This window comes from Bradyrhizobium sp. HKCCYLRH3099, assembly GCF_051167855.1.
Classification (GTDB): Bacteria; Pseudomonadota; Alphaproteobacteria; order Rhizobiales; family Xanthobacteraceae; genus Bradyrhizobium.
In genome coordinates this window covers 155,875-175,141 of sequence record NZ_JBNPTW010000002.1, presented here as the reverse complement: position 1 = coordinate 175,141, position 19,267 = coordinate 155,875, and the positions used below count along the sequence as shown (strand labels likewise).

Below are 19,267 nucleotides of genomic sequence, written 5' to 3'. Positions count from 1 at the left end.
CTCGGACCCAATCGATGACGGTCAGCCATGCCCGTAATCGGCGGCGGCCTCGGACGCCGGCATCGTCATCCGCGCGGCGATCTTCTCCGGCGCGGGGACCTTGACGTTCCAGGCGAGACCTGCGGCCTCGAGTGCCCTGATGAACAGGAAGCCGAGGTCGAATTCGGACCAGCGCAGGCCGAACGCCGCCGAATAGGGAAAGGCGTGATGATTGTTGTGCCAGCCTTCACCCCAGGCAAGCCACGCCATCAGCCCGAGATTGCGGCTGTTGTCGCCGCGGGTCTGGAAGGGCCGGCTGCCGAGCATGTGATTGAGCGAATTGATCGCCGACATCGTCTGCTCGACCACGAACATCCGGACGACGCCGCCCCACAGGAAGCCGGTGAGCACGCCCCACAAGCTCTGCGAGATCAGCCCGCCCGCAAGTGCGGGAAGCGCGAGCCCGAGCAGCACCCACGCATAGTAGTACCCGTTGACTTTGACCCAGCTGCGCTGCGCGATCAGATCGGGCACGTAATGCGCGACGTTGGGATAGTCGTGCTCGACCATCCAGGTCAGCTGGGCATGAACGAGCCCGCGCAAGCGCCCGCGCCAGCCATCGCCGTGCAGGTTCGGTGAATGCAGGTCGCCATCGTGATCAGACAGTTCGTGATGCCGGCGATGCATGGCCGCCCAGGAGATCATCGGTCCCCTGCCCGCCATCGAGCCCATGATGATCAGGAGATTGCTCACCCAGCCCGCCGTCGCAAACGCGCCGTGCGTGAACAGGCGGTGATAGCCGACGGTCAGGCCGAGGCCTGTGATCAGCCACATCACCGCGAACAGGCCGAGCTCCATCGCCCCGATCGGCCGCACGAGCAGCAGCGCAAGTGCCACCAGGGTACCTACGAAGGGCAGAACGTCGAACAGGATGAAGTGGCGTCGCTGCAGCCGGTGCAGATGTCGGCCCCTGAGCACTCGATTGTCGCGCATGGCCATCCGAAAGATAAATCAAACAATGCACGGCAGAGTACACGCTCCGCGGCATGCTGCAACCGCGAGACGGGTCCCGTTCACAAGGAGGCCGGGATGTGTGGCGGAAGCGCCGCTATTCCCCGTCGCGCAGCCGGCGGTACACCGCACCGAGAATGTTGGAGTAGTCGTCGGTCCAGACCCGCTCCCCGTCGGTCGGCTCGGTCTCGGTCCATTTGGGCGACGAGGCCAGCTTGCCGACATCGGCGTCCTCGCGCGCGCTGATCACGACGTCGGTGGAGAAGATGTACTCGTCGTCGCGGCCGGAGTCCTCGTTGTAGACCCAGCTCTTCAGATCGTTGGCGTCGGCGATGCCGACGACGACGCTCTCGAGTTCGAGGTGGCGGTTGGAGACGTGCATCACCACGGCGCCCTGCGGCGCCAGCTTGGCCTTGTAGATCGCCATCGCCTCTTCGGTGGCGAGATGAATGGGAATCGCGTCCGACGAATAGGCATCGACGATGATGAGATCGTAGACGCCATCAGGCTCCTTGGCGAAGGTCAGCCGGGCATCGCCGATCACCGGCTTGAAGTCGGGCGCGCAGTTCCTGATGTAGCTGAAATATTTCGGATCGCTCGCGGTATCGACCATGGTCTGGTCGATCTCAAAGTACTTCCAGTCCTCACCCGGTTCGGCGGCACAGGTGAGCGTGCCCGCACCGACGCCGATCACGGCGACCTTCAGCGGCGCGCCCTTGCGCTCGCGAATCGCGGTGATGGCGCGGCCGATGCCGCCGTCCTTGTGGTAGTAGGTGATCGGCTCGGGACGGCCGGTGACCTTGGAGCCGTCGGCGTTGAGATATTTCTGCGCGCCGTGAATCGTCGTGCCGTGCATCAGCACGTGATAGTGGCCGTCGGAGGTCACCACGATCTTGTGCACGCCGAAGAAGCTGCGGACGGTCTCGACGCGGCCATCGTCGGCCGGATAGGCGCGGATCAGCACTAGCGCGAGCGCGGCCGTCGCGAACACCTTCCAGCGCCCGGCGTTGAGCAGCAGCGCAACGACGGCGGCGAGCGCGCCCACGGCGCCGGCGACATAGACGCGATGATCCTCCAGATAGGTCGTGAGCTTGCCGGTCATGCCGGCCGGCACCAGCAGCGCGATGGCGATGGCCGCCAGCAGGATCCAGTACCAGCGCGTCAGCTGCGGCAACCGCTCATTGGCCGACGGGCGGCATAGTGCCGCGAGGGCCAGCAGGATCGGATATTCGGCCACCCAGGAGAAGGTGAACGGCGCGATCAGGCCCGCGAACAGGCCGCCGACCATGCCGCCGAACGACAGCGCGACATAGAAGCCCGTGAGGTATTTCGCCGGCGGCCGCGTGCGCGCGAGCTCGCCATGGCAGGCCATCGCGATGATGAAGAAGCAGAGCTGATGGCCGCCGAGCGTCAGCGCCAGGTTCTGCTCGCCGCCGAAGGCGAGCAGCACGACGACGCCGGCGATCGCGAGCGGCTGCAGCGCCAGCATCCATTTGTGCGGCAGCAGCGGCCGAGACTGGAACACCAGCACCCAGGTGAGCAGGTACAGCGACAGCGGCAGCACCCACAGCAAGGGTGCCGCGGCGACGTCGGTGGAGATGTGCGCGGTCACGGCGATCAGCAGGCCCGACGGCACCGCGGCCAGGAAGATCCAGCGCAGCCGAAGCAGCCAGCGCGGCGCCGGCGCGTCGCTGACGTCGTTCTGCAGCAGGCTCGCGACCGTCACCGGCGAGCGCAGCAGCAGCACGCCGCAGCCGGCGATCAGCGCGATCAGCAGGCCGTAGCCACCGGCCCAGATCAGATTCTGCGTGCGCAGGCTGAAGATCGGCTCGACCAGCAGCGGATAGGACAGCAGCGCCAGGAAGCTGCCGATGTTCGAGGAGGCATAGAGAAAATAGGGATCTGGCCCTGAAGGATGCCCCGTGCGGACGAACCAGGCCTGCAGCAGCGGATTGTTGGCGGCGAGCGCGAAGAACGGCAGACCGATCGAGGCCGCGAACAGGCCGAGCAGCCAGACCGCGTAGCCCGAGGTCGGCGGATCGCCCCAGTGGCCGGCGATCGACAGCGGCAGGCTGAGCAGCGCGAAGCCGAGCAGCAGCAGATGGATGGCCACGGGGATCACGCGGCTGCGCAACTGCGTCAGGAAGTGGGCATAGGCGTAGCCCGCCAGCAGCAACGCCTGGAAGAACACCATCGCCACCGACCACACCGCTGGCGAGCCGCCGAGCCGCGGCAGCACCATCTTGGTGAACAGCGGCTGCACCGAGAACAGCAGCAGCGCGCTGACGAAGATAGCGGCGGTATAGACCACGAGCACCAGCCGGTTGCGGGCGGCGGACGGCTGGGCGACGGCGGCGGACGAGGCGATTGAGGTCATGACAACTCCAGCAGCGGCGCGCCCGGCATCGGAGACGAGGAGCCGGACCGCCGCGTGCAGACGACACATAGCGGATCGGGGGGCGGTATGGCGAGGCGCTGCGGCAAAACCGAGTTCCCCTTGACGCGGCGGCGATCCGGGGCGACAGCACCCGTCGAGGTTCCTGGCAGGCGGCTCCCGCCGGTCATTAATCAGGGCTGTTTGAAGCTGACATGAACGAAACCGACGTGATCATCATCGGCGCGGGCCATAATGGCCTGACCTGTGCGGCCTATCTGGCGATGGCCGGCCTGCGCGTGCATGTGGTCGAACGCCGCAAGGTGGTCGGCGGCGCCGCCGTCACCGAGGAGTTTCATCCGGGCTTCCGCAACTCCGTCGCCTCCTACACGGTGAGCCTGCTCAACCCGCGCGTCATCGCCGATCTCAAGCTGCATCAGCACGGGCTCGAGATCGTCGAGCGGCGCGCGCAGAACTTCCTGCCCTCTCCCGACGGCCGTTATCTGCTGACCGGCGAAGGCCGCACGCAGGCCTCCGTCGCCCGCCTCAATCCTCGCGATGCGGAGATGATCGGCCCGTTCTCGGCGCGGCTCGAGGCGATCGCGGATGTGCTGCGCAGCCTCGTGCTGCGCGCGCCGCCCAATCTCGTCGGTCAATTCGGCCTGCCCGCGATCCGCGAGGCCTTCAACGCGCTCGGCACCGCCAACACGCTGCGCGCCTTGTCGCTGGAGCAGCAGCGCGACCTGCTCGACCTGTTCACGCGCTCGGCCGGCGAGATGCTGGACGAGATCTTCGAGACCGACTTGGTGAAGGCGCTGTTCGGCTTCGACGCCATCGTCGGCAATTATGCCAGCCCGTACGCCGCCGGTTCGGCCTATGTGATGCTGCATCACGCCTTTGGCGAGGTGAACGGCAAGAAGGGCGTCTGGGGTCACGCCATCGGCGGCATGGGCGCGATCACCCAGGCCATGGCGCGCAGCCTGAAGGAGCTGGGAACGCTCGTCGAGGTCGACTGCGGCGTGCGCGAGGTGATCGTCGAACGCGACCGCGCCGTCGGCGTCGTGCTGGATGACGGCCGCGCGCTTCGCGCCCGCTATGTCGCCGCCAACGTCAATCCCAAGCTGCTGTATACGCGGCTGGTGCCGACAGGCGCCCTGCCCGAGGCTTTTCTGAGCCGCATCCGCAACTGGCGCAACGGCTCGGGCACCTTCCGCATGAACGTGGCGCTGAGCCGCCTGCCCTCGTTCAGCGCCCTCCCGGGCGACGGCGACCATCTCTCCGCCGGCATCATCCTGGCGCCTAGCCTGGGTTACATGGACCAAGCCTATCTCGACGCGCGCGCCCACGGCTGGAGCCGGGATCCCGTGGTCGAGTTGCTGATCCCCTCGACGCTTGATCCGACGATGGCCCCTGCCGGCCAGCACGTCGCCAGCCTGTTCTGCCAGCATGTCGCGCCGGAGCTGCCGGATGGCCGCTCCTGGGACGATCACCGCGACGAGGTCGCCGACCTCATGATCGCAACCGTCGACCGTTATGCCCCGGGATTTGCCGCCAGCGTCATCGGTCGGCAGGCGCTGTCGCCGCTGGACCTGGAGCGGCAGTTCGGCCTCCTCGGCGGCGACATCTTCCACGGCGCGCTGACGCTGAACCAGCTGTTCTCGGCCCGGCCGATGCTCGGACACGCCGACTATCGCTCGCCGCTGAAGGGACTCTACCATTGCGGCTCGGGCAGCCATCCCGGCGGCGGCGTCACCGGCGCGCCGGGCCACAATGCGGCGCAGGCGATTCTGGCCGACCATCGCGGGCTGTTCGGCTGAGGACAACCGGTGGATAGGCTGTGCACAGAGCTGCGGAAACGCGGTGAACGGGCGACGGCCAATCCTGCGGACGCCTTGTTCGCAAACCGGTGGATATCCCTGTGAAGAATTTGGGTATTCGCTGTCGACAAGGTGCCAACAACAGAAAACCGGGCCAAGGGCCCGGCTTTCGAGAACGCCGCGCTCGGCAGAAAAATTACTTCAGCGAGGTATTGATCGATTCGAACTTGCTGCTCAGCGAGGAGCCCAGCCCGTTGACGGCGGCGATGATCGCCAGGGAAATGCCCGCCGCGATCAGGCCGTACTCGATGGCGGTGGCGCCGGAGTCATCGCGCAAGAACTTCAAGAAAAGCGTCTTCATCTGAACCTCGTTTCCCAACCCGGGAACCGAGGACAGCCGGTTCCCAACGCGGGAACCCTAAGCGCTCAAAACCTAAAGTTGGTATAATTTGCCGCAGGCAAGTTGCGGCGTTATTTGCGCCAATTGCGGCGCGACTTTTAGCCGAGTTATTCCGAAGCCAAAATACAACCGTTGGCTGCGCCTGCCGGAGGCATTTTGGGGCATAAGGGCTTGCGCTCGCGGTGAGATTGCTTAACCACGCCGTGAAATCAGCCGGAACCCGCTTCATGACCTCAGCCCTGACGCCCGCGACCCACAAGGCCAGCTTCACCGTGCCGGATGAAGCGACCGCGCGTCCGGCGGTGGACGTGCTGACGGAGGTGTTCTTCGAGGGCGACGCGGCCGTTGCCGCCTTCGAACGGCCGGACGGCCGCTGGGACGTCACGGTGCACTTCGCCGACCCGCCCGACCAGGACTTGGTCCGAGAGCTCGTCGGCGGGGCCGCCGGCGCCGAGGCGGCGCAAAGTCTCAGCTTCGAAGTGGTCGAGGCCAAGGACTGGGTGAAAGCCAGCCTGGACGACCTGGTTCCAGTGCCAGCCGGCCGCTTCCTGGTCCATGGCAGCCATGACCGGGCGCGCGTTCCGGCCAACAAGCTCGGAATCGAGATCGAGGCGGCGCTGGCGTTCGGCACCGGGCATCATGGCACGACGCGCGGCTGCCTGCTGCTGCTCGATCACGTGCTGAAGGCACACGCTCCGCGGCGGGTGCTGGACCTCGGCACGGGAACCGGCGTGCTGGCGATCGCCGCGGCCAAGGCCACGCATCGCCCTATCCTGGCAAGCGACATCGACGCGCCCTCCGTCGTCGTGGCGCGCGAAAACGCCCGCCTCAATGGCGCAGGTCCGCTGGTACGCGTGATCCGCGCCACCGGCTTTGCCGCGGCGGATTTTGCCCATCAGGGTCCGTTCGATCTCGTGCTCGCCAACATCCTGGCCAATCCGCTGCGGCAGCTGGCCTCCCCCATGCAGCGCCATCTGGCGCCCGGCGCCTTCGTCATCCTCTCCGGCCTGCTGACCCCGCAGGCGCGCGCAGTCGCCGCCGCGTATCGCGCGCGCGGACTGGTTCCGATGCGGCACTTGAAGATCGAAGGCTGGAGCAGCCTGCTGCTCAGGAAGCAGCAGCACTGAAGGGATGAGATCACGTCGCGACCAGCCGGCGGGCTGATCATCGAAAGACGAGCGCAATTACGTCTTCGGTTGACCGCCCGGCTGCGGGCGCTGGTCTGATGCGGCGCGCGCCCCGCGTCGGATGCGAGGTTCGACCAGACGGTTGACGAGTTCAGCCAGCGCGCTGCGCGGCTTCTGGACGGGTACGGTGGCCGCAGCCGGAGGCGTCGGCGCCGAAAGTTTTTCGAAGGTAAAAGCAGGCATTGTGCATCCCCTCGCCGTTGAGTTGAGGCACTCCCCGGATTGCGCGACCGTGGATGATCATTACGATCTTGGTCGTCTGATCCGCACGTTTCCTCGCCGCATCTCTTTCGGATGACCGGCATAAGACAGCAAATCTTTTTGCACAGGCGAATGCAAGGAGATTCTTCGTGCACTGCACCGCTGCGTGGTGGAGTATCCGCCGCAGTCGAGATTCACGCCTAAAGTATGAGACCGATGTTCGAAGCTCTGTTCCAGACGTTCGAAGAACCCGAAACCGGCGTGGCGCTGACGGCGCGACTGGCCGCGCTCCGCGAGGAGCTGGCGCAGCGCAAGCTCACCGGCTTCATCGTGCCGCGCGCCGACCAGCAGCAGAACGAATATGTGCCGCCCTCCGAGGAGCGGCTGGCGTGGCTGACCGGCTTCACCGGCTCGGCGGGCCTTGCGATCGTGCTGCCGCAGGAGGCCGCGATCTTCGTCGATGGTCGTTACACCTTGCAGGCCGGCAAGCAGGTCGACGGCAAGGCATGGCGCGTGGAATCGCTGATCGAACCGCCGCCGGAAAGCTGGCTGAGCGCGCACCTGAAGACTGGCGACCGCATCGGCTTCGATCCCTGGCTGCACACCACCGCCGCCGCCGAGCGCTTCGCATCCGCCTGCACGAAGGCCGGCGCCGAGCTGGTGGCGGTCGAGAGCAATCCGATCGACAGCGTCTGGACCGAGCGCCCGCTGCCGCCGCTCGGCGCAGTGTCCATCCACGGCACGGAATTATCCGGCGAGACCGAAGCCGAGAAGCTCGACCGCATCCGCAAGGAGATCGAGCGGCTCGGCGTCGAGGCGCTGGTGCTCTCGGACTCACATAACGTCGCCTGGACCTTCAACATCCGCGGCGCGGATGTCTCGCACACGCCGCTGCCGATCTCCTATGCGCTGGTACCGAAGACCGGGCGCCCGACGATCTTCATCGATTCCCGCAAGCTGTCGAACCTCACCCGCGATCATCTCGAGCAGAACGCCGATGTGGCCGAGCCCGATGGGCTGACGCCGCGCCTGAGCGAGCTCGCGCAAACAGGTGCGACGATCGCGCTCGACAGCGCCACGGCGGCCGACGCGCTGACGCGGCTGATCCAGGGCGCGGGCGGCAAGCCGGTGCGCGGCGCCGATCCGGTCAGCCTGCTCAAGGCCGCCAAGAACACGGTGGAGATCGACGGCACGCGGCGGGCGCATCAGCGCGATGCCGTGGCGCTGGCGCGCTTTCTCGCCTTCATCGATCGCGAGGCGCCCCACGGCACGCTGACGGAGATCGACGCCGTCGAGGCGCTGGAGAGTTTTCGCCGCGACACCGGCGCGCTGAAGGACGTGTCGTTCCCGACCATCTCCGGCACGGGTCCCAATGGCGCGATCGTACACTATCGCGTCACCCGCAAGAGCAACCGCCGCATCATGCCCGGCGACCTGCTGCTGATCGATTCCGGCGCGCAGTATCAGGACGGCACCACCGACGTCACGCGCACCATCGCCGTGGGCACGCCCACCAACGAGATGCGCGACCGCTTCACGCGGGTGCTGCGCGGGCACCTGGCGATCGCGCGCGCGATCTTCCCTGACGGCACCACCGGCGCCCAGCTCGACACCCTGGCGCGGCAATTCCTGTGGCAGGCCGGCATCGATTTCGAGCACGGCACCGGCCACGGCGTCGGCAGCTATCTGTCGGTGCATGAGGGCCCGGCGCGGATTTCGAAACTCGGCACCACGCCGCTGAAGCGCGGCATGATCCTGTCCAACGAGCCCGGCTACTACAAGACCGACGCGTTCGGCATCCGCATCGAAAACCTCGAGCTCGTCGTGGCGAAGGAGGTGGCCGGGGCCGAGAAGCCGATGAACGGGTTCGAGGCGCTGACATTGGCGCCGATCGACCGGCGACTGATCGATGTCGCGATGCTGAGCGCCGAAGAACGCGCTTGGCTCGACGCCTATCACGCGAGGGTGCGCGAGACCATCCGCGCAACGCTCGGCGAGGCCGATCAGCTCTGGCTCGATCAGGCGACCGCCCCGCTCTAGCGTCAGCTCAGCAAGGCCTGCACAACCGGCGGACGGTCTGCCGCCGGGTGTGGCAGCATCTGCATCATCAGACGGCGGAGCGCGGAACAGCCGCCGCTGCGGGCATGGCGGCATGCGGAAACAGGCATTTCCGCGGCGCGGAAGGTCGCTACATTCGATCGTGTTCGAAACGATCTGAGCGACACTCCCGATGCATGGAATGATCAGCAGGCAGCCTGTGGCCGCGCCACCGCGCGCTGCTCCGTCGCGCACGCTGCTGATCCTGCTCGTCGTGATGACCGGGCTGGCGCCGATCTCGCTGTATCTGCTGGTGCCGGCGCTGCCGCTGCTGGCGACCACATTCGGCCGCGACGCCTCGGTCGTGCAGATGACGGTGTCGTTCTACATGATCGGCATCGCGATCTCGCAGTTGCTGCTCGGACCGCTGTCCGACCGTTTTGGGCGACGCCCCGTGATGCTCGCGGGCCTCGCGCTCTCGATCGTCGCGAGCTTCGGCTGCATCTTCGCCGACACCTTGCCGCAACTGATCGCGGCGCGCTTCTTCCAGGCGCTCGGCGGCGCCAGCGGCATGGTGATCAGCCGCGCCATCATTCGCGATCTCTATCCACGCGAGCGCATCGGCGCGATGATCAGCCTCGTCGTCGCGGTCATGATGATCGCACAGATGCTGTCGCCCTTGACCGGCGGACTGATCGAGACCGCGCTTGGCTGGCATGCGATCTTCTACGTCGTCGCCGCGCTGTCGATCGCGATCGCTGCGGCCGTGACGCTGGCCCTGCCCGAGACCCGCCCTGCCCGGGTCGAAGGCGCGAGCTTCCGCCGCGACGTCGCGGATCTCGTCAGGAGCCGCGCCTTCCTCGGCTACATGCTGTGCCAAGTGCTGGCCTCGCAGATCATCTTCGCTTTCGCCGGCGGCGGACCCTACATCGTCGAGGTGCAGATGGGCCGTTCCTCGGCGGAATATGGCGCGTGGTTCGCAACAACGGGCTTCGCCTATTTCGTCGGGAATCTGTTCTGCGTGCGCTATGCGCCGCGCCACTCCCTCGACCGGCTGATCTGGTTCGGACTGGGATTGCAGCTCACGGGCGCGGCGCTCAACTTCACCTGGAGCATCTTCGGCTTCAATCAGGTGCCGTCGGTGCTGTTCGGCACGCAGATGCTGATCATGTTCGCCAACGCCGCTGTCATGGCCAACTCCGCGGCCGGCGCGATCAGCGTGCGGCCGGGCGCGGCTGGAACGGCGTCAGGCGCCATGGGCTTCCTGCAGATGGGCGTCGGCGCGCTGACGTCGCAGCTTGGCGCCTATCTCGGCGGCCATTACGCGAGCACGCTGCCGCTGACGTCGGCGATCCTGATGCTCTCGCTCGCCTGCACCGCCAGCATGATCTTCCTGGTCCCGCGCACGTCCGTGACGGTGACCAAGGAGCTGATCGAACAAGCGGAGGAGGATGAGGCCGGGGTGATGTGAAGGGGCGCGAGAGGGAGCGAGGAAGCAGCCGCCCTTTCGCATGCTATCATGCGCCGCTCAATGAGTTGGCCAAACGGCCAGATAAATCATCGGTGTCATGCCCCGCGCAGGCGGGCATCCAGTACGCCTCGACTCGACAATGACTGTCTCTGGAATACTGGATCATCCGCTTTCGCGGATGATGACAGCGGTGGGTGTCTCAACAAGGGCCGGGCGTAGCTCAAATCGCCGTCCGGTCACTCCCCGATCAGCTGCAGCCACTCGTCCTCGGTCAGCACCTGCACGCCGTGCTTCTGCGCATCCTTGAGCTTGGAGCCCGCCCCGGGACCGGCGACGACGTAGTCCGTCTTCTTCGAGACCGAGCCCGACACTTTCGCACCGAGCCGCTCGGCCGTGGCCTTGGCCTCGTCGCGGGTCATCTTTTCCAAGGTGCCGGTGAACACCACCGTCTTGGTCGCGATCGGCGAATTGCGCTTAGGCTTTTCGGCATCGAGGATCTTCACCTCGCGCGTCAGCCGCTCGACGATGCCGCGATTGTGGTCCTCGCCGAAATAGGCGGCGACGCTCTTGATCACGGTGTCGCCGATCTGGTCGAGCGCATCCATCTCGGCGATCGCCTCCTCGTCGGCAGCGGCGACCTTGAGACAGGCCTCGTGGAATGCCTCCCACGAGCCATAGCCGCGCGCGAGCGCCAGCGCGGTGGTCTCGCCGACATGGCGCATGCCCAACGCGTAGATGAAGCGCTCCAGCGCGATATCGCGGCGCGCGTCGATGGCGTTGAAGAGATTGCGCACCGAGGTTTCGCCGTAGCCCTCGACCTCCTCCAGCTTGAGCTTCGCGTTCCGCTTCTGCAGCGTGAAAATGTCAGCAGGCTCCTTGACCCAGCCTTCATCGAAGAAGAACTGGATCTGCTTTTCGCCGAGCCCGTCGATGTCGAAGGCGCGGCGCGAGGCGAACAGCTTGAGATGCTCGATCTTCTGATAGGGACAGGCGAACTCGCCGGTGCAGCGCGCGCGCGAGCCTTCCTCGCCGGCCGCGGTCTCCTCGCGCACGACGTCGGTGTGCAGCGGACACGGGCACTTCTTGGGGAAGTGGAATTCCTTGGCGTCCGCGGGTCGCTTGTCGATGAGGACGTCGACCACCTGCGGAATGACGTCACCGGCACGCTGGATCACCACGGTGTCGCCGATGCGAATGTCCCGGCCCTCGCGCAGCACCTCGCCCTTGTTGCCGATACCCTTGATGTAGTCCTCATTGTGGAGCGTCACGTTCTGCACGATGACGCCGCCGACGCCGACCGGCTCCAGCTTTCCGACGGGCGTGAACGAACCGGTGCGGCCGACCTGGATCTCGATGTCCTTGAGCACGGTCATGGCGCGCTCGGCCGGGAATTTATGCGCGATGCCCCAGCGCGGCGTGCGCGAGACGAAGCCGAGCCGCTCCTGCCAGTCGATGCGATCCACCTTGTAGACGACGCCGTCGATGTCGTAGTCGAGTTCGGCGCGCTGCTCCTCGATGGAGCGATGAAACGCGATCAGCTCCTCGACGGAGTGACAGAGCCTGGTCAGCGGGTTGGTCGTGAAGCCGCAATGCTCGAACCATTTGATCATGCCGCTCTGCGTCTCCGCCGGCATCGCGCTCATCTCGCCCCAGGCATAGGCGAAGAAGCCGAGGGGGCGCGACGCGGTGATCGTCGGATCCTTCTGGCGCAGCGAGCCGGCGGCGGAGTTGCGCGGATTGGCGAAGATGGTGTCGCCGGCCTCCTTCTGCCGCTCGTTGAGCGCGAGGAACGCCTGCTTGGTCATGTAGACCTCGCCGCGCACCTCGCAGATGTCAGGCAGATTGCGGCCGTGCAGCTTCTGCGGCACGTCCTTCAGGGTGCGGATATTGGCGGTGACGTCCTCGCCCTCCGCACCGTCGCCGCGGGTCGCCGCAGTGACAAGCTCGCCGCCTTCGTAGCGCAGCGACATCGACAGCCCGTCGATCTTCGGCTCGGCAGAGAAATCGATGCGGTCATCATCGGCGAGCTTGAGGAACCGCGCGATGCGGCCGACGAAGTCGCGCACGTCCTCTTCCGCGAAGGCATTGTCGAGCGACAGCATCGGGACCGCATGCCGGACCTTCTTGAAGCGGCCCGAGGGTGCTGCGCCCACCTTCTGCGACGGCGATTCGGTGCTGACCAACTCGGGAAAGCGCGTCTCGATGGCGTTGAAGCGGCGGCGCAGCTCGTCATAGGCCGCGTCCGAAATCTTCGGCGCGTCGTCCTGGTAATACAGCCTGTCGTGGGTCTCGAGCTCCAGCGCCAGCCGTTTCCATTCCACCTTGGCCTGTGCCTTGGTGAGATCGGCGACGTCGATGGGCGTCTTGGGTTTGGCTGTCTTGGGCATGCTGTGCGCTGTCTGCTCGTCAAATTCAGGACGGCCCGAAGGCCGTCCGCGATGACGGTTTACACAATGCGCGTGCCGGAGCCAAAAACCATCGGCTCTTCCCTCAAGATCTACGCCGCAGCAGCCTCCAGCAGCCGGTCGGCGGCGGCGCGGGCTTCGGCGGTGACCTCGGCGCCGGCCAGCATGCGGGCGATTTCCTCACGGCGGTGCAGGGTGGCAAGCGTATTGACGCGGGTGACGACGCGCTTGCCGCGGTCGAGCGCGTCCTTGGAGATCAGGAGATGCTGGTCGGCTCGCGCCGCGACCTGCGGGGCATGGGTGACGGCCATGACCTGGACGCCGTGCGCGAGCCGCGCCAGACGGGCGCCGATGGCGTCCGCCACCGCGCCGCCCACGCCGGTGTCGATCTCGTCGAACACCAGGGTCGGCGCCGAACCGCGGTCGGAGAGCACCACCTTGAGCGCCAACAGGAACCGCGACAGCTCGCCGCCCGAGGCGACCTTCATCATCGGGCCCGGCCGTGTTCCCGGGTTGGTCTGGACCCAGAACTCGACGCGGTCGATACCCTCCGGCCCCGGCGCATCGGCGTCGCTGTCGACCTGGGTCATGAACTTGGCGCGTTCGAGCTTGAGCGGGCCGAGCTCGGCGTGAACCGCCCGGTTCAGCTTCTCCGCAGACTTGGTGCGGGCCGCGGAAAGCTTGGCGGCAGCCGCCGCATAGCGCCCGTCTGCCGCAGCCGCCGCGGCCTCGAGCTTCTTCAACTGCTCGGCACCGGCATCGATCAGCACGACGTCGGCGGCATATTTGGCGGCCAGCGCCGCGAGCCCATCCACGGGCGTGGAGTATTTGCGCGCGGCGGCGCGCAGCGCGAACAGTCGCTCCTCGATGCGCTCCAGCTCCAGCGGATCGAAATCGGTCGCCGCCAGTGCCGCGGTCAGATGCTGGTCGGCCTCCTCCAGCGCGTTGATGGCGGCATCCATGGCCTTCACCGCCGGCTCCACCAGCGCCGGCGAGCTAACCGCACGTCGCTCCAGGCGCCGCACAGCGGCCGCCAGCGCTGCGATCGGCGACTGGTTGCCGCTGACGGCGTCCTGGGCGTCACGCAAATCGCCCGCGATCTTCTCGCCCTGCATCATCGCCGTGCGACGGGCAGCAAGCTGCGTCTCCTCGCCCTCCTTGGGCGCCAGCTTCTTCAGCTCGTCCGAGGCATGCCGCAGATAGTCGGCCTCGCGCGCCGCGCGCTCCATGCCGGCGCGGTGCTGGTCGAGCGCCGTGACGGCGGTCCGGCGCGCGGCCCACAGCGTCTCGACACCCGCGACATCCTTTTCCAGCCCGGCGAAGGCATCCAGCAGACGGCGGTGGGTGGCGGCATCGACCAGGGCGCGCTCGTCATGCTGGCCATGGATCTCGACCAGGGTGGCGCCGATCGCCTTCAAGGTCTGCACGCTGACCGACTGGTCGTTGATGAAGGCCCGGGTGCGGCCGTCGCCATACTGGACGCGGCGCAGGATCATCTCGCCGTCGGCATCCAGCCCGTTGGCGGCGAGGATCCGGGCGGCCGGATGGTCCTTGCCGATCTCGAACACGGCCGTGACCTGCCCCTGGTCGGCGCCATGCCGCACCAGGCTGGCATCGCCGCGGCCGCCGAGCGCCAGGGCGAATGCGTCGAGGAGGATGGACTTGCCGGCGCCGGTCTCGCCGGTCAGCACTGCAAGCCCATCGGAGAACTCGAGATCGAGTCGTTCGATCAGGACGATGTCACGGATCGACAGTCGCGCCAGCATGGAACCGAAGTCCTTCGTAACGGGGCAGGATGCCCCTGAGCGAACGACTCGATGCTAGCAGCAAAAAGAGAACAAAACAAGAATTGAGAACAAAGGGGGATCGATCAGATGATCCCTCTGGCCGGCTAACCCGCCGATTACCCCAGCCCGAGCTTCTTGAACGCCCGCGAGATATAGGAGCCCTTGTTCTCCTCGGGCTCGACGCCGCCCGACTTCACGAGATTGTAGGCGTCCTTGTACCACTTGCTGTCCGGGAAATTGTGCCCGAGCACCGCTGCCGCGGTCTGCGCCTCGCCGACGATGCCGATGGTCATGTAGGCCTCGGTCAGCCGGTACAGCGCTTCCTCGACGTGGCGGGTGGTCTGGTACTGCGTCACCACCGTCTTGAAGCGGTTGATGGCGGCGGTGTAGTCGCGCTTCTGCATGTAGTAGCGGCCGACATCCATCTCCTTGCCTGCGAGCTGGTCGCGGGCGCCTTCCATCTTCGCCTTGGCGTTGGTGGCGTATTCGGAGGTCGGATATTTGCGCACGACCTCTTCGAGGGCGGCGATCGCCTTCTCGGTCCGGCCCTGGTCACGGCTGATGTCGGGGATCTGGTCGTAATGCGAGGCCGCGATCAGGTACTGCGCGTAGGCGGCGTCAGGGCTGCCGGGATGCAAGGTCACGTAACGGCTGGCGGCGCCGATGCAGCCGTCATAGTCGCCGGCCTGGTAGGACGCATAGGCCGACATCAGCAGGGATTTGCGCGCCCAGTCGGAATAAGGATGCTGCCGGTCGACTTCCTCGAACTTCTTGTTCGCGCCTTTGACGTCCTTCTTCTCGTTCAGCATGTACAAGCCCTCATTGTAGAGCTTGTCCGCGGGTTCATCGACGAAGGTGTCGTCCTTGGCCAGGAACTTGTCCCAGAGACCGCCGGTTCCGCAGCCGCTCAGCGGCAGCGCCAGCAGGATCAAGGATGCCGCAAGCCTCAACTGGCCGATGCGGGCTGCGGGCTGACGGATTTCGCGCGTGAGACGCTGGTTCGACATGCTTCTTTGGAACCCGATGCCTGTGATCTGATCTACGCCGCGCATCATGACCATCGTCTCATGACCGCGAAGGAAGAGTTCTGCCGGTTGCCCGCATCACGCCGGCCCAGCCTCTCTAGCCGAAAACACTTCGTCAACCAACCGCATAGGAAGCCAATCCGCCCGGATTAAGGCGACACCGAGGCTGCCGCCTCGGATCGTGGTTACTGCCCGAGAAGCCGTTGGAAAACATCAATATGCAGGCCCATCCTCCTGACGAAGGATGTGACCGGCAACAAACATTTACGAGAAAATGAGGGAGTCAAAACGCCGCAGGCAACAGCGTCGATCGCTGAGCGCCAGCCGATCCGGCGCTTGCTTCGTCCTGAGTCGTTCCACGCAGACGCAGGCTGAGGTCGCTCAGGACACGTCCGGACCGTAGGCCGGGGCGACCATGCCACCGACCATGCCGCCGACGACTTCGGCAGCCACGCGGGGACGGCGCACCGTCTCACCCTCGACCAGACGCCACGCGGTCCGATCGGCCATCAGGGCAGTCAGAACGGCATGGTTGAGCTTGTGGCCGCCGCGGACCGAACGGTAGGTGCCGAGCATCGGCAGACCAGCCAGCGCGAGATCGCCGATCGCGTCCAGCACCTTGTGGCGGGCGCATTCGTCGGCGTAGCGAAGGCCTTCCGGATTGAGCAGGCGCTCCTCGTCGAACACCAGCGTGTTGTCGAACGACGAGCCGAGCGCGAAACCAGCGCTCCAGAGACGCGATACGTCGCTCATGCAGCCAAAGGTGCGGGCGCGGGCGATGTCGCGGCGGAAACGCTCGGGGCTCAGCTCAAAATGATAGGCTTGGCGGCCGATGACGGGATTGCTGAAATCGATTTCGACCTCGACGCGGAAGCCGGAGGTGTTGGGACGAAGTTCGCCCGAAGAGGCGCCCATCGTCACCTGGACCGGCTTGAGCACCTGGATGTAACGGCGCGGCGCCGACTGGGTCAGGATACCGGCCTGGTCGATCGCGGCAACGAACGGCGCAGCGCTGCCATCCATGATCGGAACTTCGGGACCGTCGACTTCGATCAGGGCGTTGTCGACACCCATGCCGCGCAGCGCGGCGAGAACGTGCTCGGCGGTCGAGACCAGGGCACCGTTGCGGTCACCGAGGACGGTCGCAAGTTCGGTGGCGATCACCGAACCGAAGGAAGCCTGGACCTCGCGGTCGGGCCCCTCAAGGCCGGTGCGGAGGAACACGATGCCCGCATCGATCGGCGCAGGCCCGATGGTCAGGCTGACGGGCGCACCTGAATGGACGCCCACACCCGTGACGGTGGCTTGCGAACGAAGCGTTGTTTGCCGGCTGAATTTCATCGACGATCGCCCAAGACCCCGCCTGAACCCCTATCGGCCGCCCCTCGCGAACCGACTCACTTTCAGGCATCCCCAAGTCACGGCAGAACTTAACGAGGGCCCCAAAGAGCGCCAACTCACGCTTCTTTACGGATTGTTACCCCATCTCTGCCGTATTCGCGCCAAGGCTTAACCAAACTGGAACGTGGCCCTAACCCTCCTCGTTCCCCATCCAAACACCGAAAGAATAATTAATCATTTAAAATCAGTTAGTTGAGCGACCAACTCGAGTCCCTTTGTGCCTATTAAAAAGGCCCGGCTCTCGCGAGCCGGGCCTGTTCAGCGCCATCGGGGCTGTAACAATTCTCAGGTTGCCTGCCGGCGCAGGAAGGCCGGGATATCCAAATGGTCGTCGCCCTGTGGCGCGGGGGCCACAGGCGCGGGACGGCCATGGACGTCCAGACCCTGCGGAGCGGGACGGCGGGCATATTCAGAGACAGGCGATTCGTGGCTCGCAACCTGCTGGCTAACGCTCCGCTGCGGCTTGCGTTCCGGCAGCGGCGGCATCTGCGGCATCGCCGGAGCAGCTGACCGGCCCGACATCGGCGGCTCGCTCTCCTCGTCACGTCGGCCGAGGCCGACATTGGCGAGACGCTGCAGCAGCGACATCCGCGTCTTCTGCGGATGCTCCTCGCCCTCGTCACCCCGCGCCTGCCGGATCTCGGCCTGGGCCGGCATCGGCAAGTCCTCGAACTTCGGCATGCGCGGCGCGCGGGACGGAACCCGCTCGGCGGCCTGCGGGATGAAGGTCTCCGGCGGCGCGGCCGGTTCGATCGGCGCGGCGCGCTGGGCTTCCGGCTCGGGGAATAGCGACGGCTTCTGAGCGATCGGACGCACGGTCACATCGCCATAGGAGGCCGCGGTCGGAACCGGAGCGGGAGCGGGCGCGGGCTCGCTCGCCATGGCGGCAGCCACGGCCGCGAGCGTGTCGCGCTCGAGGTTCGGAGCCGGGCGCGGCGCGGGGGCGACCGGCGCGGGCGCCGGTTGGGCGACGGCCGGAGCCTGCGAGGCCTGCTGCTCGAGCTTGGCCGCGCGTTCCGCCAGCCGCTGATTGTCGGCGCGCAGACGCGCCGTCAGATCGGCGAGACGGCTTTCAGGAAGACCCGCGTGAGCGGTCGGGGCGGCGGCAATCGGAGCGACAGCCGCCGCCGGCTGTGCAGTCGTCGTGACGCCGCGGTTGAACTGCGCCTGTTCGATGCCGGTGGCGACGACGGAGACGCGGATCAGGCCGTCGAGCGATTCGTCGAAGGTGGCGCCGACGATGATGTTGGCGTCCTGGTCGACCTCCTCGCGGATGCGGGTGGCGGCTTCGTCGACCTCGAACAGGGTGAGGTCCTTGCCGCCGGTGATCGAGATCAAGAGGCCGCGGGCGCCCTTCATCGAGGAGTCGTCGATCAGCGGGTTGGCGATCGCGGCTTCCGCCGCGGTCAGCGCGCGCTTCTCGCCCGAGGCTTCGCCGGTGCCCATCATCGCCTTGCCCATCTCGCGCATGACGGCGCGGACGTCGGCGAAGTCGAGGTTGATCAGGCCTTCCTTGACCATCAGGTCGGTGATGCAGGCGACGCCGGAGTACAGAACCTGGTCGGCCATCGCGAAAGCGTCGGCGAAGGTGGTCTTCTCGTTGGCGACCCGGAACAGGTTCTGGTTCGGGATGATCAGCAAGGTGTCGACCACCTTGTGCAGCTCGGAGATGCCGGACTCCGCGGTGCGCATGCGGCGCGCGCCCTCGAAGTGGAACGGCTTGGTGACGACACCCACGGTGAGGATGTTCATCTCGCGCGCGGTCTTGGCGATGACGGGCGCAGCGCCCGTGCCCGTGCCGCCGCCCATGCCGGCGGTCACGAACACCATGTTGGCGCCCGAGAGATGATCGCGGATCTCGTCGATCACCTCCTGCGCGGCGGCCGCGCCGACGTCCGGCTGCGAGCCGGCGCCGAGGCCTTGCGTCACCTGCGTGCCCATCTGGATGATGCGCTGCGCCTTCGACATCGTCAGCGCCTGCGCGTCGGTGTTGGCGACGACGAAGTCGACACCCTGCAGGCCGGCCGTGATCATGTTGTTGACGGCGTTGCCGCCCGCGCCGCCGACGCCGAACACGGTGATCCGGGGCTTCAGCTCGTGGATATCAGGAGGGGTAATAGTGAGTGCCATGATTGCCTCTCGATCACGCGCGCGTGGGTTCGCCCCGGCCGC

12 protein-coding genes are annotated in these 19,267 nt (G+C 66.4%); 4 read left to right on the top strand and 8 right to left on the bottom strand.

The window, feature by feature from the left end; genetic code table 11:
• Nucleotides 1–21: 21 nt before the first annotated feature.
• On the bottom strand, nt 22–972 hold the full coding sequence (locus ACQR1Y_RS06035) for an acyl-CoA desaturase (protein ID WP_434860665.1): 951 nt from the start codon (nt 970–972) through the stop codon (nt 22–24).
• A gap of 115 nt (nt 973–1,087) precedes the next feature.
• Nucleotides 1,088–3,367, bottom strand: coding sequence for a fused MFS/spermidine synthase (locus tag ACQR1Y_RS06030; protein ID WP_434876639.1), 2,280 nt, complete (start codon nt 3,365–3,367; stop codon nt 1,088–1,090).
• Between the two features lie 212 nt (nt 3,368–3,579).
• Between ACQR1Y_RS06030 and ACQR1Y_RS06025 the strand changes: the two genes are divergently transcribed.
• Nucleotides 3,580–5,181, top strand: a complete 1,602-nt coding sequence (locus ACQR1Y_RS06025; protein WP_434876640.1) for a phytoene desaturase family protein — start codon at nt 3,580–3,582, stop codon at nt 5,179–5,181.
• A 196-nt stretch (nt 5,182–5,377) separates the two neighbouring features.
• On the opposite strand, the gene ACQR1Y_RS06020 is transcribed toward ACQR1Y_RS06025, so the two are convergent.
• Complete coding sequence (locus tag ACQR1Y_RS06020; protein ID WP_434876641.1) at nt 5,378–5,542, bottom strand: Flp family type IVb pilin; 165 nt, start codon at nt 5,540–5,542, stop codon at nt 5,378–5,380.
• A 266-nt stretch (nt 5,543–5,808) separates the two neighbouring features.
• On the opposite strand from ACQR1Y_RS06020, the gene ACQR1Y_RS06015 reads away from it, so the two are divergent.
• The 3 genes from ACQR1Y_RS06015 (at nt 5,809) to ACQR1Y_RS06005 (ending at nt 10,477) form a co-directional block, all read left to right on the top strand.
• Nucleotides 5,809–6,708, top strand: coding sequence for a 50S ribosomal protein L11 methyltransferase (locus ACQR1Y_RS06015; RefSeq protein ID WP_434860661.1), 900 nt, complete (start codon nt 5,809–5,811; stop codon nt 6,706–6,708).
• A gap of 477 nt (nt 6,709–7,185) precedes the next feature.
• On the top strand, nt 7,186–9,009 hold the full coding sequence (locus ACQR1Y_RS06010; protein ID WP_434876642.1) for an aminopeptidase P family protein: 1,824 nt from the start codon (nt 7,186–7,188) through the stop codon (nt 9,007–9,009).
• A gap of 190 nt (nt 9,010–9,199) precedes the next feature.
• On the top strand, nt 9,200–10,477 hold the full coding sequence (locus ACQR1Y_RS06005; RefSeq protein WP_434876643.1) for a multidrug effflux MFS transporter: 1,278 nt from the start codon (nt 9,200–9,202) through the stop codon (nt 10,475–10,477).
• 236 nt (nt 10,478–10,713) lie between these two features.
• On the opposite strand, the gene ligA is transcribed toward ACQR1Y_RS06005, so the two are convergent.
• The 5 genes from ligA to ftsZ all read right to left on the bottom strand — a co-directional run bounded on the left by ligA (nt 10,714) and on the right by ftsZ (nt 19,225).
• Nucleotides 10,714–12,864 (bottom strand): NAD-dependent DNA ligase LigA, encoded by a 2,151-nt coding sequence (gene ligA / locus ACQR1Y_RS06000; RefSeq protein WP_434876644.1) that lies wholly within the window; start codon nt 12,862–12,864, stop codon nt 10,714–10,716.
• 110 nt (nt 12,865–12,974) lie between these two features.
• The gene (gene recN / locus ACQR1Y_RS05995; protein WP_434860657.1) at nt 12,975–14,648 is read right to left on the bottom strand and encodes a DNA repair protein RecN; all 1,674 of its coding nucleotides are present in this window, start codon (nt 14,646–14,648) and stop codon (nt 12,975–12,977) included.
• A gap of 137 nt (nt 14,649–14,785) precedes the next feature.
• Nucleotides 14,786–15,676, bottom strand: coding sequence for an outer membrane protein assembly factor BamD (locus ACQR1Y_RS05990; protein ID WP_434860656.1), 891 nt, complete (start codon nt 15,674–15,676; stop codon nt 14,786–14,788).
• A gap of 399 nt (nt 15,677–16,075) precedes the next feature.
• The gene (gene lpxC / locus ACQR1Y_RS05985; RefSeq protein ID WP_434876645.1) at nt 16,076–17,035 is read right to left on the bottom strand and encodes a UDP-3-O-acyl-N-acetylglucosamine deacetylase; all 960 of its coding nucleotides are present in this window, start codon (nt 17,033–17,035) and stop codon (nt 16,076–16,078) included.
• 345 nt (nt 17,036–17,380) lie between these two features.
• Nucleotides 17,381–19,225: a cell division protein FtsZ gene (gene ftsZ, locus ACQR1Y_RS05980; protein WP_434876646.1), complete on the bottom strand. Its 1,845-nt coding sequence runs from the start codon at nt 19,223–19,225 to the stop codon at nt 17,381–17,383.
• Nucleotides 19,226–19,267 lie beyond the last annotated feature (42 nt).